Source organism: Rhizobium herbae (assembly GCF_017873135.1).
In the GTDB taxonomy this organism is placed as follows: Bacteria; Pseudomonadota; Alphaproteobacteria; order Rhizobiales; family Rhizobiaceae; genus Pararhizobium; species Pararhizobium herbae.
In genome coordinates, this window is the sequence record NZ_JAGGJV010000002.1 from 148,562 (window position 1) to 166,890 (window position 18,329).

The following is an 18,329-nucleotide window of genomic DNA, read 5'->3' on the forward strand; positions in this document are numbered from 1 at the left end:
ACGGGCGCGGAGCGGATCGTTCCGCGCCCTTTCTTATTTTCCTGAAAGCTGTCTGACCCGGACAGTCTCTCATTCCCTTTGCTACCGTTTGTCTTTTTTGGGAAATTGCCGTCCATTTTTCCCTGACAAACTTGAGGACCACGACCATGAGCCGCGACACGCTGAAGACCCTTTTCCACCCCTTCGATACCGGCGTGGTTCCCGCACCCGGCGAAGGCGAGCGTGTGCTGTTCTTGGGCGCCGAGGCCGGCTACCGGCTGCCGGCGGAGTTTTTTGGTTCGATTACCGCAGTGCAGGCATCAAAGCCGCTGTACAAGGCTCTGGAAGCCGCCAAGGCGGCGGTGGCGCCCGTTGTCGAGGGTGAGGACTATGATGCCGCGCTGATCCTCTGTGGCAAGCACAAGGGCGAGAACGAGGACCGGATCGCCGAAGCGCTGAAGCGCGTCAAGGTCGGCGGCCTGATCGTTGTCGCCGGTGGCAAGGACGATGGCATCCAGTCATTGCGCAAGCGCGTCAACCAGCTCGGCTGGGGCGGCGACAGCCTGCCGAAATATCACGGCATCGCCTTCTGGTTCGGCCGTCCGGAAGATGCCACCGACGTCATCGCCAAATTTTCCAAGAAGCCCGCTCGCGTCGAAGGCCGCTTCGATGCGGCACCCGGCATGTTCTCGCACGAGAAGATCGACGCCGGCTCCGAACTGCTCGCCTCGCGCCTGCCTGATGATTTCAAGGGCCATGCCGCTGATTTCGGTGCCGGCTGGGGCTATCTTTCGGTGATGCTGGCCGAGAAGGCCCCGAACCTGAAGGGCATCGACCTGTTCGAGGCCGATTATCATTCCCTCGAAGCCGCACGGGCAAACCTGAAGGCCAATTGCCCGAACGTGCCGACACGTTTCTTCTGGCAGGATCTCACCTCCGAGGAAACCCGCGACAAATACGACCTGATCGTCATGAACCCGCCCTTCCACGAAACGCAGGCAGCCGACCCGGCACTCGGCGTCGCGATGATCAAGGCCGCCGCCAAGGCGCTGAAGATCGGCGGCCGGTTGATGCTGGTCGCCAACCGTGGCCTGCCTTACGAGCCGGTGATGACCGAGACCTTCAAGGAATGGGGCGAAACCTGCCGCAATGCCCGTTTCAAGGTGCTCTGGGGCAAGCGCTGAGGCGCCGTTTTTGCAATTGATTTATGGCTCAAACAGGTACAGGCTGAGGCTCCCGTAGCCGCGCGCTGATGCGGTGCGCAAATGGAGTGTGCCGATGGTTTCTGGCTCTGGACATCACCCTCCTGTGACCGAGGGCATCGCGGAAGTGATGATCAAAGACATCAAGAGCGGCGAAGGCAGGGGAGCGACCTCGGAGGTGCCGCTGGCCTTCCAGACCGGTCGCCAGCCCGTCGATCCGGTCGTCCTCGGGCAGGCCCGCAGGCAGATGACGATGTTCGGTATCTTCGCTATCGTGGTTCTGGCGGTGCTGCTGGCCGTCTGGTGGTCAGCCTGACGGTTCGTCAGGCTGACCTTTTCAACTTTAACCCTTCAGCGCCCGCGCAAACAGCCGCGACAGCCGCTCCGCGAAAGCGCGCGGGTCCTGCGGCTTGTCGCCGTCGAGAACGCGGGCCTGATCGAGCAGCAGCTGGACCGCGTCCGTGCGGAATTCGTCGCTGCCGCCGGAAGCCAGCGCCGCGATCAGGCTGTGGCCTGGGTTGATCTCGAGGATCGGCTTTGCAATCAAGTCCAGCCTGCCGGACCCCTGCAGCAGCTTTTCCAGCTGGCGGTCGTAGCCCTGCTCCGGTGCCACAAGGCAGACGGCGCTTTCCGTCAGGCGCTCGGATGCGCGTACATCGGACACCGTGTCGCCAAGCGTCGTTTTAGCGAAAGCGATAAAGCCCGTGACCGCCTCGGTGGTCTCTGGCACCACTGGTGCTTCACCATCCGCTTTCGGCACCTGTGCGAGATCGGCAGCCCCTTGGGTAATCGACTTGAACGGCTTGCCTTCGAAATCCGGCGCAGCCGTGACCCAGAAGCTGTCGACCGAATCGGTCAGGAGCAGAACCTCGATCCCGCGGGCGCGAAACCCTTCGAGCTGCGGCGAGGCCTTCAGCCGGTCGAGATTGTCGCCCGTCAGGTAATAGATCGCCGCCTGCGCGTCCTTCATGTCCTTGACGTAATCCGCCAACGACCGTGTCGCCTCGTCGGACGTCGTGGTGCGGAAGCGCGACAGTGCGATCAGCTGCGAGCGGCGCTCGAAATCGTCGTAGATGCCTTCCTTGAGCACGGCGCCAAAAGCGTCCCAAAGCTTGGCAAAGGCGTCGGCGTCGTTCTCCGCAAGCTTCTCGATGGCGGTCAGCACGCGGTTGGTCAGGCCCTTGCGGATGGCGGCAAGGATCGGGCTTTCCTGGATCATCTCGCGCGAGACGTTGAGCGGCAGGTCGGATGTATCGACAAGGCCGCGCACGAAACGCAGGTAGCGCGGCAGAAGCTCGGCATCGTCGGTGATGAAGACGCGCTTGACGTAGAGCTTCATCCGGCCCTTGGCCGAAGGGTCGAACATGTCGAGCGGTTTGGATTCCGGCACGAAGGCAAGGCCGGTATATTCATGCCGCCCCTCGGCGCGGAAATGCACGGTCAGTGCCGGTTCGTCGTACTGGCCGGAAAGGCCGCGATAGAAGTCGGCGTATTCTTCCTTGGTGATGTCACTGCGGGATTTCGTCCACAAAGCCGTCCCGTCACCGATCCGCTCCGCCTCGGCACCGGGTTTCTCGATCAGGTCGATCGGCACCGGAACGTGGCCGGACTGGTCCTTGACGATCCGCTCGACGTCCCATTTCGACGTATAGCTCTTCGCGTCGTCCATCAGGTGCATGGTGATGCGGGTGCCGCGTGCTGGAGCGTCGGAGATATTGGCCTCCGTCACCGTGTAGCTGCCCTTGCCGTCGGACGACCAGAGCCAGGCATGGGCGCTGCCGGCATGGCGCGAGACGACATCGACCTTGTCGGCGACCATGAAGGCGGAATAGAAGCCGACGCCGAACTGGCCGATCAACTGGGCGCCTTCGCCCGCCTTTGCCGCCTCGACACGTTCCATGAAGGCGCGGGTGCCGGAGCGGGCGATGGTACCGAGGGCCTCGACCATGTCGTCGCGGCTCATGCCGATACCGTTGTCCTCGACGACGAGCCGGTTGTTGTCGGCATCGAGCGTCAGGGTAATGCGCGGCGTCGGATCGTCGGAAAGCAGTTCCGGCGCGCTGATCGCCTCGTAGCGCAGCTTCTCGCAGGCATCGGCGGCGTTGGAGATCAGCTCCCGCAGGAACACGTCCTTGTCGGAATAGACGGAGTGCACCATGAGGTGCAAAAGGCGCGCGACATCGGCCTCGAAGACATGGTTTTCGACGGGTTTTTCAGCGGCATTGCTCATGCGATTTGTGCCTCAACGTGTGTCTGGATGGTTTGCGCGCTCTGAACTGGCAAGTGCAGATGCAAAATTCAAGAGGCACGGAAAGGGCGGCGGCCCGGATTTTACTCCGTGTCCGCCGTGCGCAATGTATCGAGGGCCGGCATCGAGGTGATGTTGTAGCCGGAGTCGACATAGTGGATTTCGCCGGTGACGCCGCGCGATAGGCCTGAGAGCAGATAGAGCGCGGAGCTGCCGACATCCTCGATCGTCACCGTGCGGCGCATCGGCGAGTTCTTCTGCTGCCAGGAGAGCATGGCGCGCGCATCGGAAATGCCGGCACCGGCCAGCGTGCGGATCGGGCCGGCCGAAATGGCGTTGACGCGGATGCCGCGCGAACCGTAATCGGCGGCAAGATAGCGCACGGACGCCTCAAGCGCCGCCTTGGCGACGCCCATGACGTTGTAATTCGGCATGACGCGCACGGAGCCGCCATAGGTCAGCGTCAGCATCGTGCCGCCTTCCGTCATCAGTTCGGCCGCGCGCTTGGCGATCTCGGTGAACGAGAAGCAGGAGATGACCATGGTGCGGCTGAAATTGTCGCGCGAGGTGTCGGCGTAGAGGCCCTTCAGCTCGTTCTTGTCGGAAAATCCGATGGCGTGAACGATGAAGTCGAGCTTGCCCCATTTTTCCTTGATGGTCGCAATGGCGCTATCCACCGAGGCGATATCTTCGACGTCGCACGGGATGACCAGATCGGACTTCAGTTCGGCAGCCAGCGGCTTGACGCGCTTGCCGAGCGCCTCGCCCTGATAGGTGAAGGCCAGTTCCGCGCCTTCCGCTGCGACTGCCTGGGCAATGCCCCAGGCGATCGAGTGGCTGTTGGCGACGCCCATGATGAGGCCGCGTTTTCCGTTCATCAGACCGTTCATGATGTCACCCGTTGTAACGCTGGAAAACGAGCGTCGCGTTTGTGCCGCCGAAGCCGAACGAGTTGGACAGAACCGTGTCGATCTTGGCATTGTCGATGCGCTTGCGCACGATCGGCACGCCTTCGAATTCCGGGTCGAGCTCGGTGATGTGGGCGCTTTCGCCGATGAAGCCGGCCTGCATCATCAGAAGGCCATAGATCGATTCCTGCGCACCGGCAGCACCCAGCGAGTGACCGGTCAGCGACTTGGTCGACTGGATATGCGGGATCTTGCTGCCGAACACTTCGCGGATCGCGCCGATCTCCTTCTGGTCGCCCACGGGCGTCGAAGTTCCGTGCGTGTTGATGTAATCGACCTCGCCCTTTACCGTCGCCAGTGCCTGACGCATGCAGCGGGCAGCGCCTTCGCCTGATGGCGCGACCATGTCGTAGCCGTCCGAGGTGGCGCCGTAGCCGGTGATTTCGGCATAGATCTTGGCGCCACGGGCCTTGGCATGTTCCAGCTCTTCCAGAACCAGGACACCCGCGCCGCCGGCGATGACGAAGCCGTCGCGGCTGATGTCGTAGGCGCGCGATGCGGTGGTGGGGGACGTCTCGTTGTATTTCGAGGACATCGCGCCCATGGCGTCGAACAGGTTCGACATGGTCCAGTCGAGATCTTCATGGCCGCCGGCGAACATCACGTCCTGCTTGCCCCACTGGATCATTTCCATGGCATTGCCGATGCAATGCGCCGAGGTCGAGCAGGCCGACGAGATCGAGTAGTTGACGCCGTGGATCTTGAACCAGGTGGCAAGCGTCGCCGAGGCCGTCGAAGACATCGCCTTCGGCACGGCAAACGGGCCGATGCGCTTGGGCGAATTGTTCTTGATGGTGATCTCGGCCGCTTCGATCAGCGTACGCGTCGATGGGCCGCCGGAGCCCATGATGATGCCGGTGCGCTCGTTGCCGCCGACTTCGCTGTCCTCGAGGCCGCTATCGGCGATCGCCTGCTTCATGGCGACATGATTCCACATGCCGCCCTGCGACAGGAAACGCGCCGCACGGCGATCGACGAGATCGGTCACGTCGATGTTTGGGGCGCCCCAGACCTGGCAGCGGAAGCCATGTTCGGCGAAATCGTTCGAAAACGAGATACCCGACTTCGCTTCACGCAGGGAGGCGGTGACTTGTTCAGCATCGTTCCCGATGGAGGAAACAATGCCCAGACCCGTGACAACAACCCGTCTCATGTCGATGACCTCTTCTTATTTGTCTCTGAGTGCTGCTTGGGCCGCGGTTCAGGCAGCTTTTTCCTTCGACAAACCGACGCGAAGGTCGGTTGCCTGATATATGGTCTCGCCATCGGCCTTGAGCCAGCCGTCGGCCGTGCCAAGCACAAGGCGGCCACGCATGACGCGCTTGAAATCGATGCCATATTCGAGAAGCTTGGTCTCGGGGCGGATCATGCCCTTGAATTTCACTTCACCGGTGGAAAGCGCCATGCCGCGACCGGGTTCGCCAAGCCAGCCGAGGAAGAACCCCGTCAGCTGCCACATGCCGTCAAGGCCCAGGCAGCCCGGCATGATCGGATTGCCCTGGAAATGGCAGGGAAAATACCAGTCGTCGGGACGCACGTCATATTCGGCGCGGATGTAACCCTTGTCGAATGCGCCTCCGGTCTCGGAGATATCGGTGATGCGATGAACCATCAGCATCGGCGGCAGGGGAAGCTGGGCATTGCCCTGGCCAAACAGTTCGCCACGACCGCAGGTCAGGATCTCTTCATAGTTGAAGCTGGATTGTCTGGTCGTCATGAACTGTCGTTTCCCCGCTACATCCGTTTTTCGTTGACTTGGTTTAGAGCAAGATAGGCGCGATTTGAAGCGTCGGCATGACGGGTTCAAGTCTGTCCGCGTGTTCCCAGCCAACCAAGCACAAGGTTTATTTCCGCCGTCGCATACATGATGGGCGTCGCAACAGCCAGAGATAATTGGCTTTTGCCCCAAGAATCAGGCGGTTTTTAACGTCTTGAGGCCTTGAGGCGTGCTGCTCACTATTGAAAGCAATCGCAGCAAAAGTTATATCGGCACTGGAAGTGTGTTCTGCAATAGCTTGAAAGTCTGGATCCGTCCGTATGACGACTGCCATCGAGATCTGTTCGGAAGAACGCCTGCGCCGCTCAGGCCTCCGGCCGACGCGCCAGCGCATGGCGCTTGCCGACCTGATCTTCGCCAAGGGCGATCGGCACCTGACGGTGGAAGAGCTGCACGAGGAAGCCGTCACGGCCGGTGTTCCGGTTTCGCTGGCGACGGTCTACAACACGCTGCACCAGTTCACAGAAGCCGGCATGATCCGCGTTTTGGCCGTGGAAAGCGCCAAGACCTATTTCGACACCAACGTTTCCGATCATCACCATTTCTTCGTCGAGGGCCATAACGAGGTGCTCGACATTCCGGTCAACAATATCTCGATCGGCAACCTGCCCGAGCCGCCGGAAGGCATGGAAATCGCCCATGTCGACGTGGTGATCCGCCTGCGCCGCAAGCGCGGCTAATCCCTTTTTCTACATCACGTCGACGACGACGTATTACATAACGTCGTCGGGATGACGGCCCGGCCGGGGATCGCCGGTCGGCAGTGTCCATCCGTATTTCAACGCTCCACCACGCACTGCAAAGGCTGTCACCACGCCGAGGCTCGAGGCGACGAGCAGCGATGCGCCGAAAAAGGTGGCAGCGGTGAAGACGCCCGAGCCGGCAAGAGCCGCCGTCACGTAGATTTCAGGCCGCAGCAGCACCGATGGCTCGCCGGCAAGCAGGTCTCGCAGTATCCCGCCGAATGTGGCCGTCAACATGCCGGTGACCACGGCGACGATAGGCGAGCCGGTCGCGGCCAGCCCCTTCGCAGCCCCCATCACACAGTAGGCTGAAAGCCCGATGGCATCGAGCCAGACCAGGAATTTGTATCGCGATTCCATCATATGGGCTGAAAAGAAGACGAGAAGACCGGCGCAGCCGCAGACGATCAGGTAGGCCGGATTGGTGACCCAGAAGACAGGGGTCGCTCCGAGAATGATATCCCTCAACGTGCCGCCGCCGATGCCGGTGACGGAGGCGAGGAAGATGTAGCCGATGATATCGAGCTGCTTGCGCGACGCCGACAGCGCGCCCGTCGCCGCGAAAACCGCCACCCCGGCATAATCGAGAATTTCCAGGATCGGCATTTTTCTCCCCCCGCCAGACAATCGAGAAGGACCACAACCGTGCCTTCACGTCAACGACATGCACTATTGCGGGAAAAGCACATGCGTCCGGCCGCTGATGTAGTAGGCGATCAGGCCCGTCCACTCGCGAATCGCGGTCGTCGTCAGTTGCGCGTTCAGCGATGGCTGGCTGAAATCGGGAGCGAGGGTAAGCTCACCGCTGGTGCGATAGTCCACCGGCCAGGGTATCACGGTTATCCCGAGCTTGCGGAACAGCCCGACTGATCGCGGCATGTGGAAGGCCGAGGTGATGAGGACGCAGTCTGATAGCCCTTTCGCTTCGAGCAACTGCTTGGTGTTGGCGGCGTTTTCGAAGGTGGTGCGCGACTGGTCTTCCCGGATCAGGCGTTCAGGCGCGATGCCGAAGGTCGGAAAGAAGGTTTCGGCGGCCTGCGCGTCGCCTTCATACGTCCCGCTGAAGGAGCCATCGCCGCCGGACACGAGAATACGCGCCGCGGGATGGGATTGAGCCAGTTTCAAGCCCTCGATGAACCTGTCCGCCGCCTGGTTGAATTCGATGCCGCCCCTTGCCGCGATCACTTCGTTCTCGAAGGAGCCGCCGAGAATGATGATGCAGGAGAGGTCTGCGGGCAGGCTTGCCGGCCGGGCAATGCGGTTTTCCAACCCCTGAAGCATGACGGCGCCGGTGCTGGTAAACAGGGTGAAGAAGAACAGGGTCGCCGCAAGCCCGGACAAAAACCCGTACAGCCGCTGAAAGCCGGCACCGCCGAAGATGAAGCTCAGGATCAGAAGGACGAAGATCAGGGACAGCGGCTGGGCAAGCAACCAGAGCAATTTTGACGCGAGAAACATGAGGCCTGCTACCGTCTCTTCCAAATGATGCATGACTGGGAAGGCGAACGTAGCAGTCATAAGCGGCGTTGGCCAATGCGCCATGGCGGCTGGCCCGCCATGGCTTGTGTGCCGGATTTCCGGCGTTCTTCAGGCCCGGCCGAGAACCGGCGGCGCCTGAACCGCCTGTGCCTTGTTGCGCCTCAGGTAGATCAGCCCGCCTGCAAGCAGCGCGCCGACGGCGATGACGGCGATCGCAAGGACCGGGCGGTAGGCGATCCAGGCAATGGCGATGACCAGTGGCCCGAGGATCAGCGTGAGGATAGCGGCGATAACCGACGTGCCGAAGCCGACGATCGAGCCGATGAAGGGAATGACGTCGGCAATGATGCTGAGGATGGATAGCATCATGGCGAAGCCGATGAACATGCCGAACAGGCCACCGGCGCGAATGAGCCAGGTGATCAAAGCATTCTCGCTCTGGGCCGCCTCGAACATCTGTGGTGCATCGACATTGCCGGCAGCGCTCAGGAACAGTTCACGCCCGTTGGACGCCTTGTATCCCGTGACGTTCGTGCCCTTCTGTGCACCGACGAAGCTGGCCTCGGCAATGTCCTCGCGGCTGAAGCTGATGCGAAGGTCGCCGACCGCCGGGCTTTGCCGGTTCTGCGAGACATAGATTGTCGTTCCGTCCGCTTTTACCGGCTTGTCGGAGCCGATCGCCGATGTCACCTGTCCCACGACATCGGGAGAGAGTTTGACCGGGCTGTCCGTCCCGAGATTGGCGACGGCCTTGCCATCGACCGTGAACGCGCCAAGTGTCGCTGTCGCCACCGTGAAGCGGTCGCCCTCGATCGGCATGTCGGGGTTCTGATGTTGGTCGCTCTGCTTGAAATCGGATGAATCGACGCGCCGCGGCCGCCATTCCTTCTTGTAGGAATAGGTGGTCACCGTTTCCTCGCCGCCGCCGAGCGTCTTCTTTGTCTCGCTGCTGCTGTCCTCGATCCACTGGTACATCTCGACCTTGCGGTTGAGGCCGGCAGCCCCTTCCGCCGAAACGCCCAGCGTCGGATCCTCGGGCGTGCCATCCGGCTTTACCGGGCCTGAAACATGGACGAGCTTGCCTTCATTGGCCGGATCGACGGTGCCGTTGTCGATCGAAACGACGATGCCGGCGCCTTCGGCCAGCGCGCGATAGGTCTGCACGGAGCGGCCTTCGTTCCAGGACAGGAGCCAGATCATTCCGATGACAAGAAGCGGGCCGATGACCAGGCCGGCAAGACCGCTTTTCAGCCGTGAAAACCACGAGGTCGTTGTTGTTTCCGTAAAACTCATGTCTCTCATCCCCCATCTGGTGCCATCCGTTTAACGGCCGGTTCGGCACGCTTATTCACTGACACAGGTGCTATCAGAAAATGAGTAAAATTAAATATACTCATCACCTGTCGCGGTGAACACTCTTTGGGTGATTCCGCAGGATTTCGCGGCATTCATTCCTGGCAAGCAGCATTGTTTTTCCGTTTTGCACCTTGCTCGCGATCCTGTGGTGACTATCTTGCGACGGCGGCATTTGGTTGGGGAGGGGCGGCATGGCGATCACTGAGGCTTTTGAAACGGGCACGTTCGTTGGACGCATCTGGCGGCCCGATGCCGCGGGTCCGGCGCTGGTGGTGCTGCGCGGCGGCGTGCTGTTCGACATCACCTCGAAAGAGGTGCCGACAATGCGCGATCTGCTGGAGCTTGACGATCCCGTCGGGTTTCTGGCGCGGCAGGAAGGCGAGCGTCTCTCCACGCTGGAAGCCGTGATGGCAGGGTCGATGGAGGCTGCCGGCGATCTCTCGATCCCCCATCTGCTCGCCCCTTGCGACCTGCAGGCGGTCAAGGCCTGCGGCGTCACCTTTGCCCGGTCAATGATCGAGCGGGTCATCGAGGAAAAGGCAGCGGGCAATCCGGCTCTGGCCGAAAAGATGCGCGAGCGCGTCACCGCCATCATCGGCGACAGCCTGCGCGACCTGAAGGCGGGTTCGCCGGAGGCGGCCAGGGTCAAGGCGGCGCTGATCGAAGAGGGCGTCTGGTCGCAATATCTGGAAGTCGGCATCGGCCCGGATGCGGAGGTGTTTTCCAAGGCACAGGTTCTGGCCTCGGTTGGCTGGGGCGCGTCGGTCGGCCTGCATCCGATCTCCAGATGGAACAACCCCGAACCGGAGATCGTGCTGGCCGTTGACAGCCAGGGCCGCGTCAAGGGCGCTACGCTCGGCAACGACGTCAACCTGCGCGATGTCGAGGGCCGCTCGGCGCTGCTCCTGGGCAAGGCCAAGGACAACAACGCATCGTCCTCCATCGGCCCGTTTATCCGGCTGTTCGACGACACGTATTCGATCGATGACGTGCGCAGCGCGGACCTGTCGCTGACCATCGCCGGTCCGGACGGGTTCGTTTTGAAGGGCGCCAGCACGATGCGGGAAATCAGCCGCGATCCGCTCGATCTGGTCTCCCAGACGATCGGCCGCCACCATCAGTATCCCGACGGTTTCATGCTGTTCATGGGTACATTGTTTGCCCCTGTCGAAGACCGCGATGCGCCGGGTCAGGGTTTTACCCACAAGATCGGCGATGTCGTGACCATTTCGAATGCGCAACTGGGATCGCTCACCAACACCGTGCGTCTCTCGACAGAATGCCCGCCCTGGACGTTCGGCCCCTCGGCGCTGATGCGCAACCTTGCCGCCCGCGGATTGATCTGACGGGTATTTTCTTTGAGCGCGAACATGCCAACGGGGAAAACCTGCGCTTTCCCCGTTGGTTATGCCTACCCCGGCAGATGGAGCTGCCGCGCTGCTTTTAGTGCGCCGACCAGCGGGTCGGATCGGCCGAAGCGACGTTGAGAAAACGATAGCCGGTCTGGTTGCGCTTGACGATCGTCTTGCGCAGGTTGTCGAGGGCGTATTCGCCGGCCGACGTCTTGACCAGCAGGATTGCATGGCCTTCGCCGCGCGGCGTGCGCACCACGGCAACGCGCAGGGCGCTGGATGGAACGCCGGCACGGATGAGGCGGCTGCGCTTGGTCATGACATAGTCGTCGCAGTCGCCATAGGCCGGGTTGAGCGACCAGACGTCGCGGCGCTCGTTCAGCGGGCGGATGCTGCGGTTGACCGAGCGGTTGACCGAGGCGAGAAGACCGCGGATCTTCGAGGTATAGGCGACCTGCGACCTCGAGCTCTTGGTGCATTCCTCGATATGATCGAGGCAGTAGAGCGAAAATGCGATCGGTGCCACCGACGTCTGGCGCTGTACCTTGTAGGCACCGCGCGCCGAACCGAGGTTGATGGCGTAAGCGGATGAAATGCTGGTGGCGCCAAGGGCGGCTATGGTCGCCAGCGCGATGATTGCTTTCTTGAACATGATCCCGTGTCCCTGTCGTTCGTAGCCTTCTGTCCAAGGCTTTTGTTATGGGACCGAATTCATTTCGGATCAGGCGGAGGGCGCATCATGCTGCGAAGCGGAACACATCCGTTTCGTCCACCTGTATCATCACGATACACAGGGACGTTTTTCGGCGCGCTTAAGCGGAAAGCTACAATTTTACCGACTTCGATTTTTTTAAGTGGAAGCGCCTGTGGCGTATGACTTGCCAGTTTTCGGGCACGAAAAAGGGGCCGCTGACGGCCCCTCCCAAGTCTTGAGCGTCACGAGAACTATTCGGTGTAGTAGCCGGAATAGCTGTAATTGCCCGACATCTTGGCTCGGTCCTGCTGGTTGAGCAGGGTGACGATGCCGGCATTCGGATTCTTGTTCTCCTTGAGCGCGGCGACAGCCCGCTTGGCGCTCGATTGCGGCGTACTCGCCCATTTGATGACGAAGACGATCATGTCGGCATGGCGGGCAAGATAGAGACCGTCGACGACCGGCTCGACCGGCGGCGTATCGAGAATGACATAGTCGAAATGCTTGCGGGCACTGGCCAGAATCCGGCCCATCTTGTCGCTCATCACCAGTTCGTCGGTGGCGATGTCGCTGCGCCGGCCACCGAGCAGCACCGTCAGGTTGGACAGGGGATCGCGCATGATCAGCGACGTCAGCGTCGCCGAACTGCGATCCTGGCGCAGATAGTCGATGAAGTCGTGGTTCGGTTCAAGATTGAGGTGCTTGTTGACGCTCGGCTTGCGCAGGTCGCAATCGATCAAAAGGGTCCGCTTTCCCGTCAGCGCATAGGCCCGGGCGAGAGACAGCGCCATGGTCGATTTGCCTTCCGCCGGCAGGGCGGACGAAACCATGATGATCGCGCCTTCTTCGCTATCCTGCCGATTGGGCGCCGGGTGTTTCCGTTCCTGCTGATCCAGCGTCAGCCGAAGCCGCCGGACGCTTTCGCTGAAAAGGGAGAGCGGCGCGGTCACCATGAGATCGGCGAGACTGGACGTCGGGTTCGCTAGCTTGTGGTGCTCGTCGCCGGTCGCCTGTCGCGGTGCAATCGCCGACAGCGGTACTTTCAGCACGGCTTCGATCTGGTTTTCGCTGACGAAGCCGCCGATGAAATATTCGCGCAGCACCGCAAGGCCGACGCCGAGACCGACGGCCACGATGAACGAGAGCGCCAGGATCACCTTGCTGTTGGGGAAGGATGCCGTGGTTGGAACCAGTGCAGCCGAAACAACCCGGCTGTCGGGCAGCTGCAGCGCGGATTGCGTATCGAGTTCCAGCAGGCGGGTCTTCAGTTTCTGATACTGGTTGCGGGAAATCTCCGAGGATTGCTGAAGGCTGTAGATTTCGGTCAGCACTTCCGGCGGCAGATTGCTTTGCAGCACCGCCGCGCGGATTTTCTGGCGAACGTCGTTGGCCCGTTGCTGGTATCCCGTCACCGTCTGTTGCAGGTTGTTGACTTCCTGCGAGGCCGCGCTTGCCAGGGAATTGTCAACCTTGGCAAGTTCCGCCCGCAGGCTGATTGCTTCGGCGCTGTTGTCCGTAGTCGATGCGATACGGGTAGCGAGTTTTTCGCGCTGGCCCTGCAATTCGTTGAGAGCGTCGGAACCGAGCTGTTTCACCAAGGTGGAGAAATCCTGCGATTGCAGGGATTTCTGTAGCGAATCGATGCGGTTCATTTCGGCGGTGCGGTCGTTGTTGACCTTCTCGAGCTCGGCTTTGAGTGTCGCCAGACCCAGCGAATTCGGCTGTTTCTCCAGCTTGTCGATATTGTCGGTAATGTAGGAATCGAAATTCCTCTCATTCTCGATGAGCGCGGCATTGGCAGCTTCGGCGCTCTTTTGAAGCGTGTCGCGGTTGGTCAGCGTCGAGGTGACCTTCGCGTTCAGCTGCTCCTTGATATAGGTTTCGCTCATCGAGTTGGCGAGCTTTGCCGCCTTGGCCGGGTCCGTCGAAACGACACCGATTGTGATGAGATATGTCAGGCCGCTGCGGTTGACGGTTACGGCGGACTTGAGCGCGTTGAGGACGCGCGAAAGCGCCTCGTCGCCGGTAGGGGGCGCTGGCAGCGGGATGCGCAGCCAGCTGAGTATCCTGTCCTTCGTGGAAACCTTGATGCCGAATTCGCTGTCGGCGACGAGATTGTTCTCGCGCACGACGTTGAGCAGGATGCGATCCGATTTCAGAATGCCGACTTCGCTTTCGACGCGGGGGTTGTCAGCATTCGGATTGGAAAGAATATTGTTGGAATCAAGAAGATTTTTCGTACTGGTATCGACGAGAACAAGCGACGTCGCTGTATATTTTGGCGTCAGGGAATAGGTAAATATAATCGTCAGGATCAATATTGCGGCAATTGTTGACAATATTAGCCAAAGTTGCCGGCGGATCAATCCAAGAATGCCCTTCAGGTCAATTTCTGCATCCATTATCGTGCAACCATTATCTGTACAGCTTTCGCTGTTATTGTAAAAATTGAATTTTATTATAAAAATGCTGCTGTGCAGCATTGTGTCTCAAGTTCTACCAGATTAATGACGGCCGACAATTGCGAAATTCAAACATCATTAACTGCACTGGATGATCTCTGGCGCATTGCGGCGAGAAAGACGCACTGCGGACAATCTTCCGCTCATATAGGCGCCAGTGTCGACATTGATCCGCGCCGATCCGATCTCCACATCGGCCACTGGCGTGTGCCCGTGGATGGCCATGACGCCATTTGTAGCTACGGCTTTCGCGGTCGCGACGGGGCGTAGCCACAAAAGGTCGGCATCCTCTTGCTCGGTCAGTGCCACGCCATCCCTAAGGCCGGCGTGGACAAAGCAGAATCCGGGTATGCTCAGCATGGACGGCAAGGATTCGAGAAAGTCGACATGCTCGTCCGGTATGCGGGACTGCAGCAGGTTCTTCAGTGCCTGGCGATTGGTTGGCAGTTTGTGCAGGCCGTAGGAATAGAGGGTCTCCAGTCCGCCGAAGTCCAGCCAGCGATGGTTCGAGGACGGATTGCGCAGGAAATCCAGCATCACGTCCTCATGATTGCCGGCAAGGCAGAAGCGCGTGATGTCCGCGCGAGGCTTGCTTATCAGCCGATCGAGGACGGATGCCGATTTTGGCCCGCGGTCCACGTAGTCGCCGAGCATGATCAGCCATTTCGTCCCGTCACGCTTGCGGCTGTCTTCGAATATCAAATCCTCCAGCCTGCTCAGAAGATCGTCGCAGCCGTGCACATCGCCGACAGCGTAAATGTGATCCGGGCCGCCTTCGAAGAAAATCTTCCGTCTTTGCGCGGGCACCGGTGTGTCCATGCCGCTGCGCAGAAAATCGAGGATGCCGCGGATCATGCCCCATCCCTGTCGCCGGCGTTTCCGAGTTCGAATTGCCGTGCCCAGGCGGTGGCGACAATAGCGACGAAAGCAAATGTCACGGCTTCGATCTCCAGGCTGAAATCGACCAGCGAATGCACGGCACCAACGAGCACGACACCGAGCCCGCATCGCAAAAGCATTTCCTGGCCCGGTGCCTTTATATAGGCCGCGGCGAGTTGCCAGAAAATGATCCCGACGATCAGCAACGGCAGGCTGCCGAAGAGGATACCGTACTCAGCCCAGAGCGCCAGATAGGTGGAATGCGCCTTGTCCCAGACGAGATCGAAACTGACCGGCGCCTGATGGAAAAGCGGATAGGCATATTCGAAACTGTTCCCGCCGAAACCGAGCACGGGACGGGTTTCGATCATGCCGACCACCTGCTCGTAGAGCTGCATTCTAACGCCCGATGCTTCACCGACCGTGCCCAGCCGCTCCAGAAAGATCGAGCCATAGCCGAACATGCCCAAGCCAACGAAGACAGGGATGACAAGCAGGAGAATCCAGATGCCGGCCTTGCTGCTATTGGCGGTCCTTTTGGCAAGCGCCAGGATGATCGACGCAACCATGCCGCAGCAGGCGGCAAACAGGCCCATGCGTGAGTTCGTAGCGACAAGCGCGATAACGAGGATCAGCCAGCCGAGGCCGATGGTGACGACGCCGCCCTTGCCGAGATAGATGCCCAGAACAGAGGTGTCGGCCTTTCCCGATGGCTTCTCCGTCATTCGATCAATCATCAGGTTGATGCCCAGCACGCTGCCGAAGGCGAGGAAGGTGGCGAAGGAATTGCGATTGATGAAGCCGCCCATGGCCGAGCCGAAATACTTCCATTTCGGAATGCCGAGGATGGTGTCGCCGAACTGCAGCAGAAACAGCAGTGCGATGATGGCGTGGATGACGATGGCCCAGTAGATGAGGTTGATGAACGCGCGGGCGCGTTGTGGATTGCTGGTGATCTGCAGCACCAGGAAAAACAACAGGCCATAGGTCCCCCAGCGTGCGAGCGCGAGGATGGTGTCGTGCGGCGTCAGGCTGATGGTGTTGAGGGCGATGACGGCGGTTGGATCCGCCACGCTGGAAACACCCGGAGACAAGGCGCCCAACGGCAGCACCTGGACAACCATGTAGGCACCGAGCGCGGCGAAGAGGCCGAACAGCACAGGCAGATTGCGCGGTGCGATCCGGAATCTGGCCTTGGACGCTGCCATGCGCCCGAAAAGAATGGCCCCGCAGAGCGAGATCAGCATCGACCACAAAAGCCAGAGGGACGGCTTGGTGCTTCCGAAGGCAAAAGGCGCAAGAAACACGACAAGGATGATCGGCCACATCATCTGGTTGTTCAACCGGAAGCGTTCCGAGTGGTAGCGCGTCGTTTTCTTCATTGTCTCAGGCCTGCGGCTGGCGCATCGGAGCGAAGGTTTCCGTGCAGTTTTCTGGCTTCAATCCCTCGGGCAGTCCCGATGTTCGGTCGCGATATTGGGTAGCGAACAAGAAGCGGAATCATCCTTTGCCCATCGATCTCTTGACGCTTTTCAGAAAGACGATCTGCCGGTCCTGTGGCATCTGCTCCACGATCGCGGTGATCCGCGCCCGGAAATCGGGGTTGGAAATATAGCGTTGCGCAATCAGCAGAACTCCCTTCTCGCTGCTTGCAAGCAGGCGCAGATCGGCCTCTTCCGATTTCAAGGACTGCGCGTTCAGCTGCGGAAAATAGCTTTCCGCCAGATTGACGCGAAACCGGGCGATCCATTGCTCGTTGGGTCCCGTCAACTGAGATTGTTGCAGGGCGAAGTTGAAATCGTCCCTGGCAAGCAGGCGAACGGATGCGGCGGCGCGCACGAGCCAGGCGAAAGAGTCCGTCGGCGTCGTGGCAACGATGTCGGCGGCCCGGCCGGCACATTTCGAGACCACATTGCGAGCGGTTTCTTCGACCATGTCGAGGTTGCTGTAGGCCGTTGTGATCCGGAAGCAGTCTTTCATCGCCAGTGTCTTCGAGTAGGAAGACAGGCCGAAGTCAAAATCTTCGCCGGCAAATTCCTCTGCGATCAGCGCCTGCTCGACAGGCTCGGCCAGAAAAGGAGCCAATTCGCGCCACAATCCATAGCCGCTTGCCACCGAAATCAGCAAGCAACAGACCATGGCGATCCATTTTCTCTGCTTCACCATGTAGCGCCGTCTCTGGCGGGACCTAAGAATGTCATTCATACCGTTCAGATTTATGTTTTGCAGCCGAAAAACCGTGCTGAATTGTCAGAAAACAGTCGGCATCCGATCCTTCAAGTTCAGGATCACAGATTAACGCTTGCCGCATCAAGACTGTCGGTCGAACGAGAAACATGGTTTCGATTTTATATCAGGGGCTATATTAGTGTCTTATATTTCGATGGTTCTACGGTATCAAGCGTAAGTTAAGGCAATCACAATTCTGTCGGGTGACAATAACGGTACTCGGCTATCTGCGCGAGCCGCCGAGCAAACGGCATAAAAAAAGCGCCCCCAAAGGGCGCTTTTTCAAGAACTGACACCAGATTAGCTGGCGACGTCGTCGCCGAAGTTCTCGTCGCCAAGCGCAGCGGTTGCTTCACCCGGGGTTCCTGCTGCGAGAGCAGCAACAACCTGATCAACGAACGGTACGGCAGCAGCGGCAGCAGGGCTGAGGCCAGCCTTGGCTTCGGCGGCAACGCTGCTGAGCGCGACCGAAATTGCCGGGTTGGCGATTGCAAGCGCACCGATCGACTTGACCAGTGCCAGCAACAGCTTGTCCTTGGCAGGACCGGCCGGCATGGCACTGATTTCGGCGGCAATGCTCTGAGCCTGCTCGACGCAAGCGCCCGAGCAGCTGGCGAGACCGGAAACTGTTGCGGCAGACGGCGCAGCCTGCGCCGGTACGAATGAGAGAGAAGCGCAAAGCGCCACAGTCGAAATCAACAAAGACCGCTTAAACATTATGAACCCCTTTGAAAAAATGGATCGGACTTGGGAGGCCTATCCGAAATTAAACATATGCTAACCACATTAGAGTTTTCTTATGGCCAATGTCAAGGTGGAATCCGGATAAGGACCGGATACAACTGGTAAATTGGCTTCGAAAGCTGGCAAACGGTGCAATGCAGCAACTACAATGCATGCACTGCAGTATTGAGTCGCATCGAAAGCATCTAAGCCACAGGCTTTCCGCGGCGTCAAATAC

Annotated in this window: 17 protein-coding genes; 4 read left to right on the forward strand and 13 right to left on the reverse strand. The window is 60.0% G+C overall.

Annotated elements, in window-relative coordinates:
• Positions 1-146 precede the first annotated feature (146 nt).
• Complete coding sequence (locus tag J2Z75_RS06040; RefSeq protein WP_209849236.1) at positions 147-1,163, forward strand: class I SAM-dependent methyltransferase; 1,017 nt, start codon at positions 147-149, stop codon at positions 1,161-1,163.
• Positions 1,164-1,257: 94 nt separating this feature from the next.
• Positions 1,258-1,497, forward strand: a complete 240-nt coding sequence (locus tag J2Z75_RS06045; protein WP_209849239.1) for a hypothetical protein — start codon at positions 1,258-1,260, stop codon at positions 1,495-1,497.
• A gap of 27 nt (positions 1,498-1,524) precedes the next feature.
• Here J2Z75_RS06045 and htpG read toward each other — a convergent pair whose 3' ends face one another.
• The 4 genes from htpG to fabA all read right to left on the reverse strand — a co-directional run bounded on the left by htpG (position 1,525) and on the right by fabA (position 6,114).
• Positions 1,525-3,411 carry a molecular chaperone HtpG gene (gene htpG / locus J2Z75_RS06050; RefSeq protein ID WP_209849242.1) on the reverse strand — a complete coding sequence of 629 codons (1,887 nt, stop codon included), beginning with the start codon at positions 3,409-3,411 and terminating at the stop codon, positions 1,525-1,527.
• A 101-nt stretch (positions 3,412-3,512) separates the two neighbouring features.
• Positions 3,513-4,319: an enoyl-ACP reductase FabI gene (gene fabI, locus J2Z75_RS06055; RefSeq protein ID WP_209849245.1), complete on the reverse strand. Its 807-nt coding sequence runs from the start codon at positions 4,317-4,319 to the stop codon at positions 3,513-3,515.
• A gap of 4 nt (positions 4,320-4,323) precedes the next feature.
• Entirely contained in the window at positions 4,324-5,550 is a 1,227-nt protein-coding gene (gene fabB, locus J2Z75_RS06060; RefSeq protein ID WP_209849248.1) for a beta-ketoacyl-ACP synthase I, read from the reverse strand.
• A gap of 48 nt (positions 5,551-5,598) precedes the next feature.
• Positions 5,599-6,114 (reverse strand): 3-hydroxyacyl-[acyl-carrier-protein] dehydratase FabA, encoded by a 516-nt coding sequence (gene fabA, locus J2Z75_RS06065; protein WP_209849251.1) that lies wholly within the window; start codon positions 6,112-6,114, stop codon positions 5,599-5,601.
• 320 nt (positions 6,115-6,434) lie between these two features.
• On the opposite strand from fabA, the gene irrA reads away from it, so the two are divergent.
• Complete coding sequence (gene irrA / locus J2Z75_RS06070; protein ID WP_060501226.1) at positions 6,435-6,854, forward strand: iron response transcriptional regulator IrrA; 420 nt, start codon at positions 6,435-6,437, stop codon at positions 6,852-6,854.
• Between the two features lie 33 nt (positions 6,855-6,887).
• Here irrA and J2Z75_RS06075 read toward each other — a convergent pair whose 3' ends face one another.
• The 3 genes from J2Z75_RS06075 to J2Z75_RS06085 all read right to left on the reverse strand — a co-directional run bounded on the left by J2Z75_RS06075 (position 6,888) and on the right by J2Z75_RS06085 (position 9,689).
• Positions 6,888-7,523: a trimeric intracellular cation channel family protein gene (locus J2Z75_RS06075; RefSeq protein WP_209849254.1), complete on the reverse strand. Its 636-nt coding sequence runs from the start codon at positions 7,521-7,523 to the stop codon at positions 6,888-6,890.
• 63 nt (positions 7,524-7,586) lie between these two features.
• A complete protein-coding gene (locus tag J2Z75_RS06080; RefSeq protein ID WP_209849257.1) occupies positions 7,587-8,375 on the reverse strand; it encodes a YdcF family protein in 789 nt (262 codons plus the stop codon).
• A gap of 129 nt (positions 8,376-8,504) precedes the next feature.
• Entirely contained in the window at positions 8,505-9,689 is a 1,185-nt protein-coding gene (locus J2Z75_RS06085) for a TMEM43 family protein (RefSeq protein WP_209849260.1), read from the reverse strand.
• A gap of 254 nt (positions 9,690-9,943) precedes the next feature.
• Here J2Z75_RS06085 and J2Z75_RS06090 point away from each other — a divergent pair, with 254 nt between their 5' ends.
• Positions 9,944-11,098, forward strand: coding sequence for a fumarylacetoacetate hydrolase family protein (locus tag J2Z75_RS06090; protein WP_209849263.1), 1,155 nt, complete (start codon positions 9,944-9,946; stop codon positions 11,096-11,098).
• A 97-nt stretch (positions 11,099-11,195) separates the two neighbouring features.
• Here the strand turns inward: J2Z75_RS06090 and J2Z75_RS06095 are convergent, their stop codons facing one another.
• The 6 genes from J2Z75_RS06095 to J2Z75_RS06120 form a co-directional block, all read right to left on the reverse strand.
• Positions 11,196-11,756, reverse strand: coding sequence for a transglutaminase-like cysteine peptidase (locus J2Z75_RS06095; RefSeq protein WP_209849266.1), 561 nt, complete (start codon positions 11,754-11,756; stop codon positions 11,196-11,198).
• Positions 11,757-12,049: 293 nt separating this feature from the next.
• The gene (locus tag J2Z75_RS06100) at positions 12,050-14,200 is read right to left on the reverse strand and encodes a GumC family protein (protein ID WP_209849269.1); all 2,151 of its coding nucleotides are present in this window, start codon (positions 14,198-14,200) and stop codon (positions 12,050-12,052) included.
• 138 nt (positions 14,201-14,338) lie between these two features.
• Entirely contained in the window at positions 14,339-15,115 is a 777-nt protein-coding gene (locus tag J2Z75_RS06105) for a metallophosphoesterase family protein (RefSeq protein ID WP_209849272.1), read from the reverse strand.
• Positions 15,112-16,521 carry an O-antigen ligase family protein gene (locus J2Z75_RS06110; protein WP_209849275.1) on the reverse strand — a complete coding sequence of 470 codons (1,410 nt, stop codon included), beginning with the start codon at positions 16,519-16,521 and terminating at the stop codon, positions 15,112-15,114. The genes J2Z75_RS06105 and J2Z75_RS06110 overlap by 4 nt, the downstream gene beginning before the upstream one ends.
• 118 nt (positions 16,522-16,639) lie before the next feature.
• Positions 16,640-17,305 carry a hypothetical protein gene (locus J2Z75_RS06115; protein WP_209849279.1) on the reverse strand — a complete coding sequence of 222 codons (666 nt, stop codon included), beginning with the start codon at positions 17,303-17,305 and terminating at the stop codon, positions 16,640-16,642.
• A gap of 363 nt (positions 17,306-17,668) precedes the next feature.
• On the reverse strand, positions 17,669-18,085 hold the full coding sequence (locus J2Z75_RS06120; protein WP_209849281.1) for a hypothetical protein: 417 nt from the start codon (positions 18,083-18,085) through the stop codon (positions 17,669-17,671).
• Between the last annotated feature and the right edge of the window lie 244 nt (positions 18,086-18,329).

Excerpts from the sequence above, each read along its gene's own strand:
- J2Z75_RS06080 (WP_209849257.1), bottom strand. The coding sequence starts at position 8,375 with ATGTTTCTCGCGTCAAAATTGCTCTGGTTGCTTGCCCAGCCGCTGTCC.
- irrA (WP_060501226.1), top strand. The coding sequence starts at position 6,435 with ATGACGACTGCCATCGAGATCTGTTCGGAAGAACGCCTGCGCCGCTCA.
- J2Z75_RS06115 (WP_209849279.1), bottom strand. The coding sequence starts at position 17,305 with ATGGTGAAGCAGAGAAAATGGATCGCCATGGTCTGTTGCTTGCTGATT.
- htpG (WP_209849242.1), bottom strand. The coding sequence starts at position 3,411 with ATGAGCAATGCCGCTGAAAAACCCGTCGAAAACCATGTCTTCGAGGCC.
- J2Z75_RS06090 (WP_209849263.1), top strand. The coding sequence starts at position 9,944 with ATGGCGATCACTGAGGCTTTTGAAACGGGCACGTTCGTTGGACGCATC.
- J2Z75_RS06045 (WP_209849239.1), top strand. The coding sequence starts at position 1,258 with ATGGTTTCTGGCTCTGGACATCACCCTCCTGTGACCGAGGGCATCGCG.
- J2Z75_RS06040 (WP_209849236.1), top strand. The coding sequence starts at position 147 with ATGAGCCGCGACACGCTGAAGACCCTTTTCCACCCCTTCGATACCGGC.
- J2Z75_RS06110 (WP_209849275.1), bottom strand. The coding sequence starts at position 16,521 with ATGAAGAAAACGACGCGCTACCACTCGGAACGCTTCCGGTTGAACAAC.
- fabI (WP_209849245.1), bottom strand. The coding sequence starts at position 4,319 with ATGAACGGTCTGATGAACGGAAAACGCGGCCTCATCATGGGCGTCGCC.
- J2Z75_RS06095 (WP_209849266.1), bottom strand. The coding sequence starts at position 11,756 with ATGTTCAAGAAAGCAATCATCGCGCTGGCGACCATAGCCGCCCTTGGC.
- J2Z75_RS06120 (WP_209849281.1), bottom strand. The coding sequence starts at position 18,085 with ATGTTTAAGCGGTCTTTGTTGATTTCGACTGTGGCGCTTTGCGCTTCT.
- fabB (WP_209849248.1), bottom strand. The coding sequence starts at position 5,550 with ATGAGACGGGTTGTTGTCACGGGTCTGGGCATTGTTTCCTCCATCGGG.
- J2Z75_RS06085 (WP_209849260.1), bottom strand. The coding sequence starts at position 9,689 with ATGAGTTTTACGGAAACAACAACGACCTCGTGGTTTTCACGGCTGAAA.
- J2Z75_RS06075 (WP_209849254.1), bottom strand. The coding sequence starts at position 7,523 with ATGCCGATCCTGGAAATTCTCGATTATGCCGGGGTGGCGGTTTTCGCG.
- J2Z75_RS06100 (WP_209849269.1), bottom strand. The coding sequence starts at position 14,200 with ATGGATGCAGAAATTGACCTGAAGGGCATTCTTGGATTGATCCGCCGG.
- fabA (WP_209849251.1), bottom strand. The coding sequence starts at position 6,114 with ATGACGACCAGACAATCCAGCTTCAACTATGAAGAGATCCTGACCTGC.
- J2Z75_RS06105 (WP_209849272.1), bottom strand. The coding sequence starts at position 15,115 with ATGATCCGCGGCATCCTCGATTTTCTGCGCAGCGGCATGGACACACCG.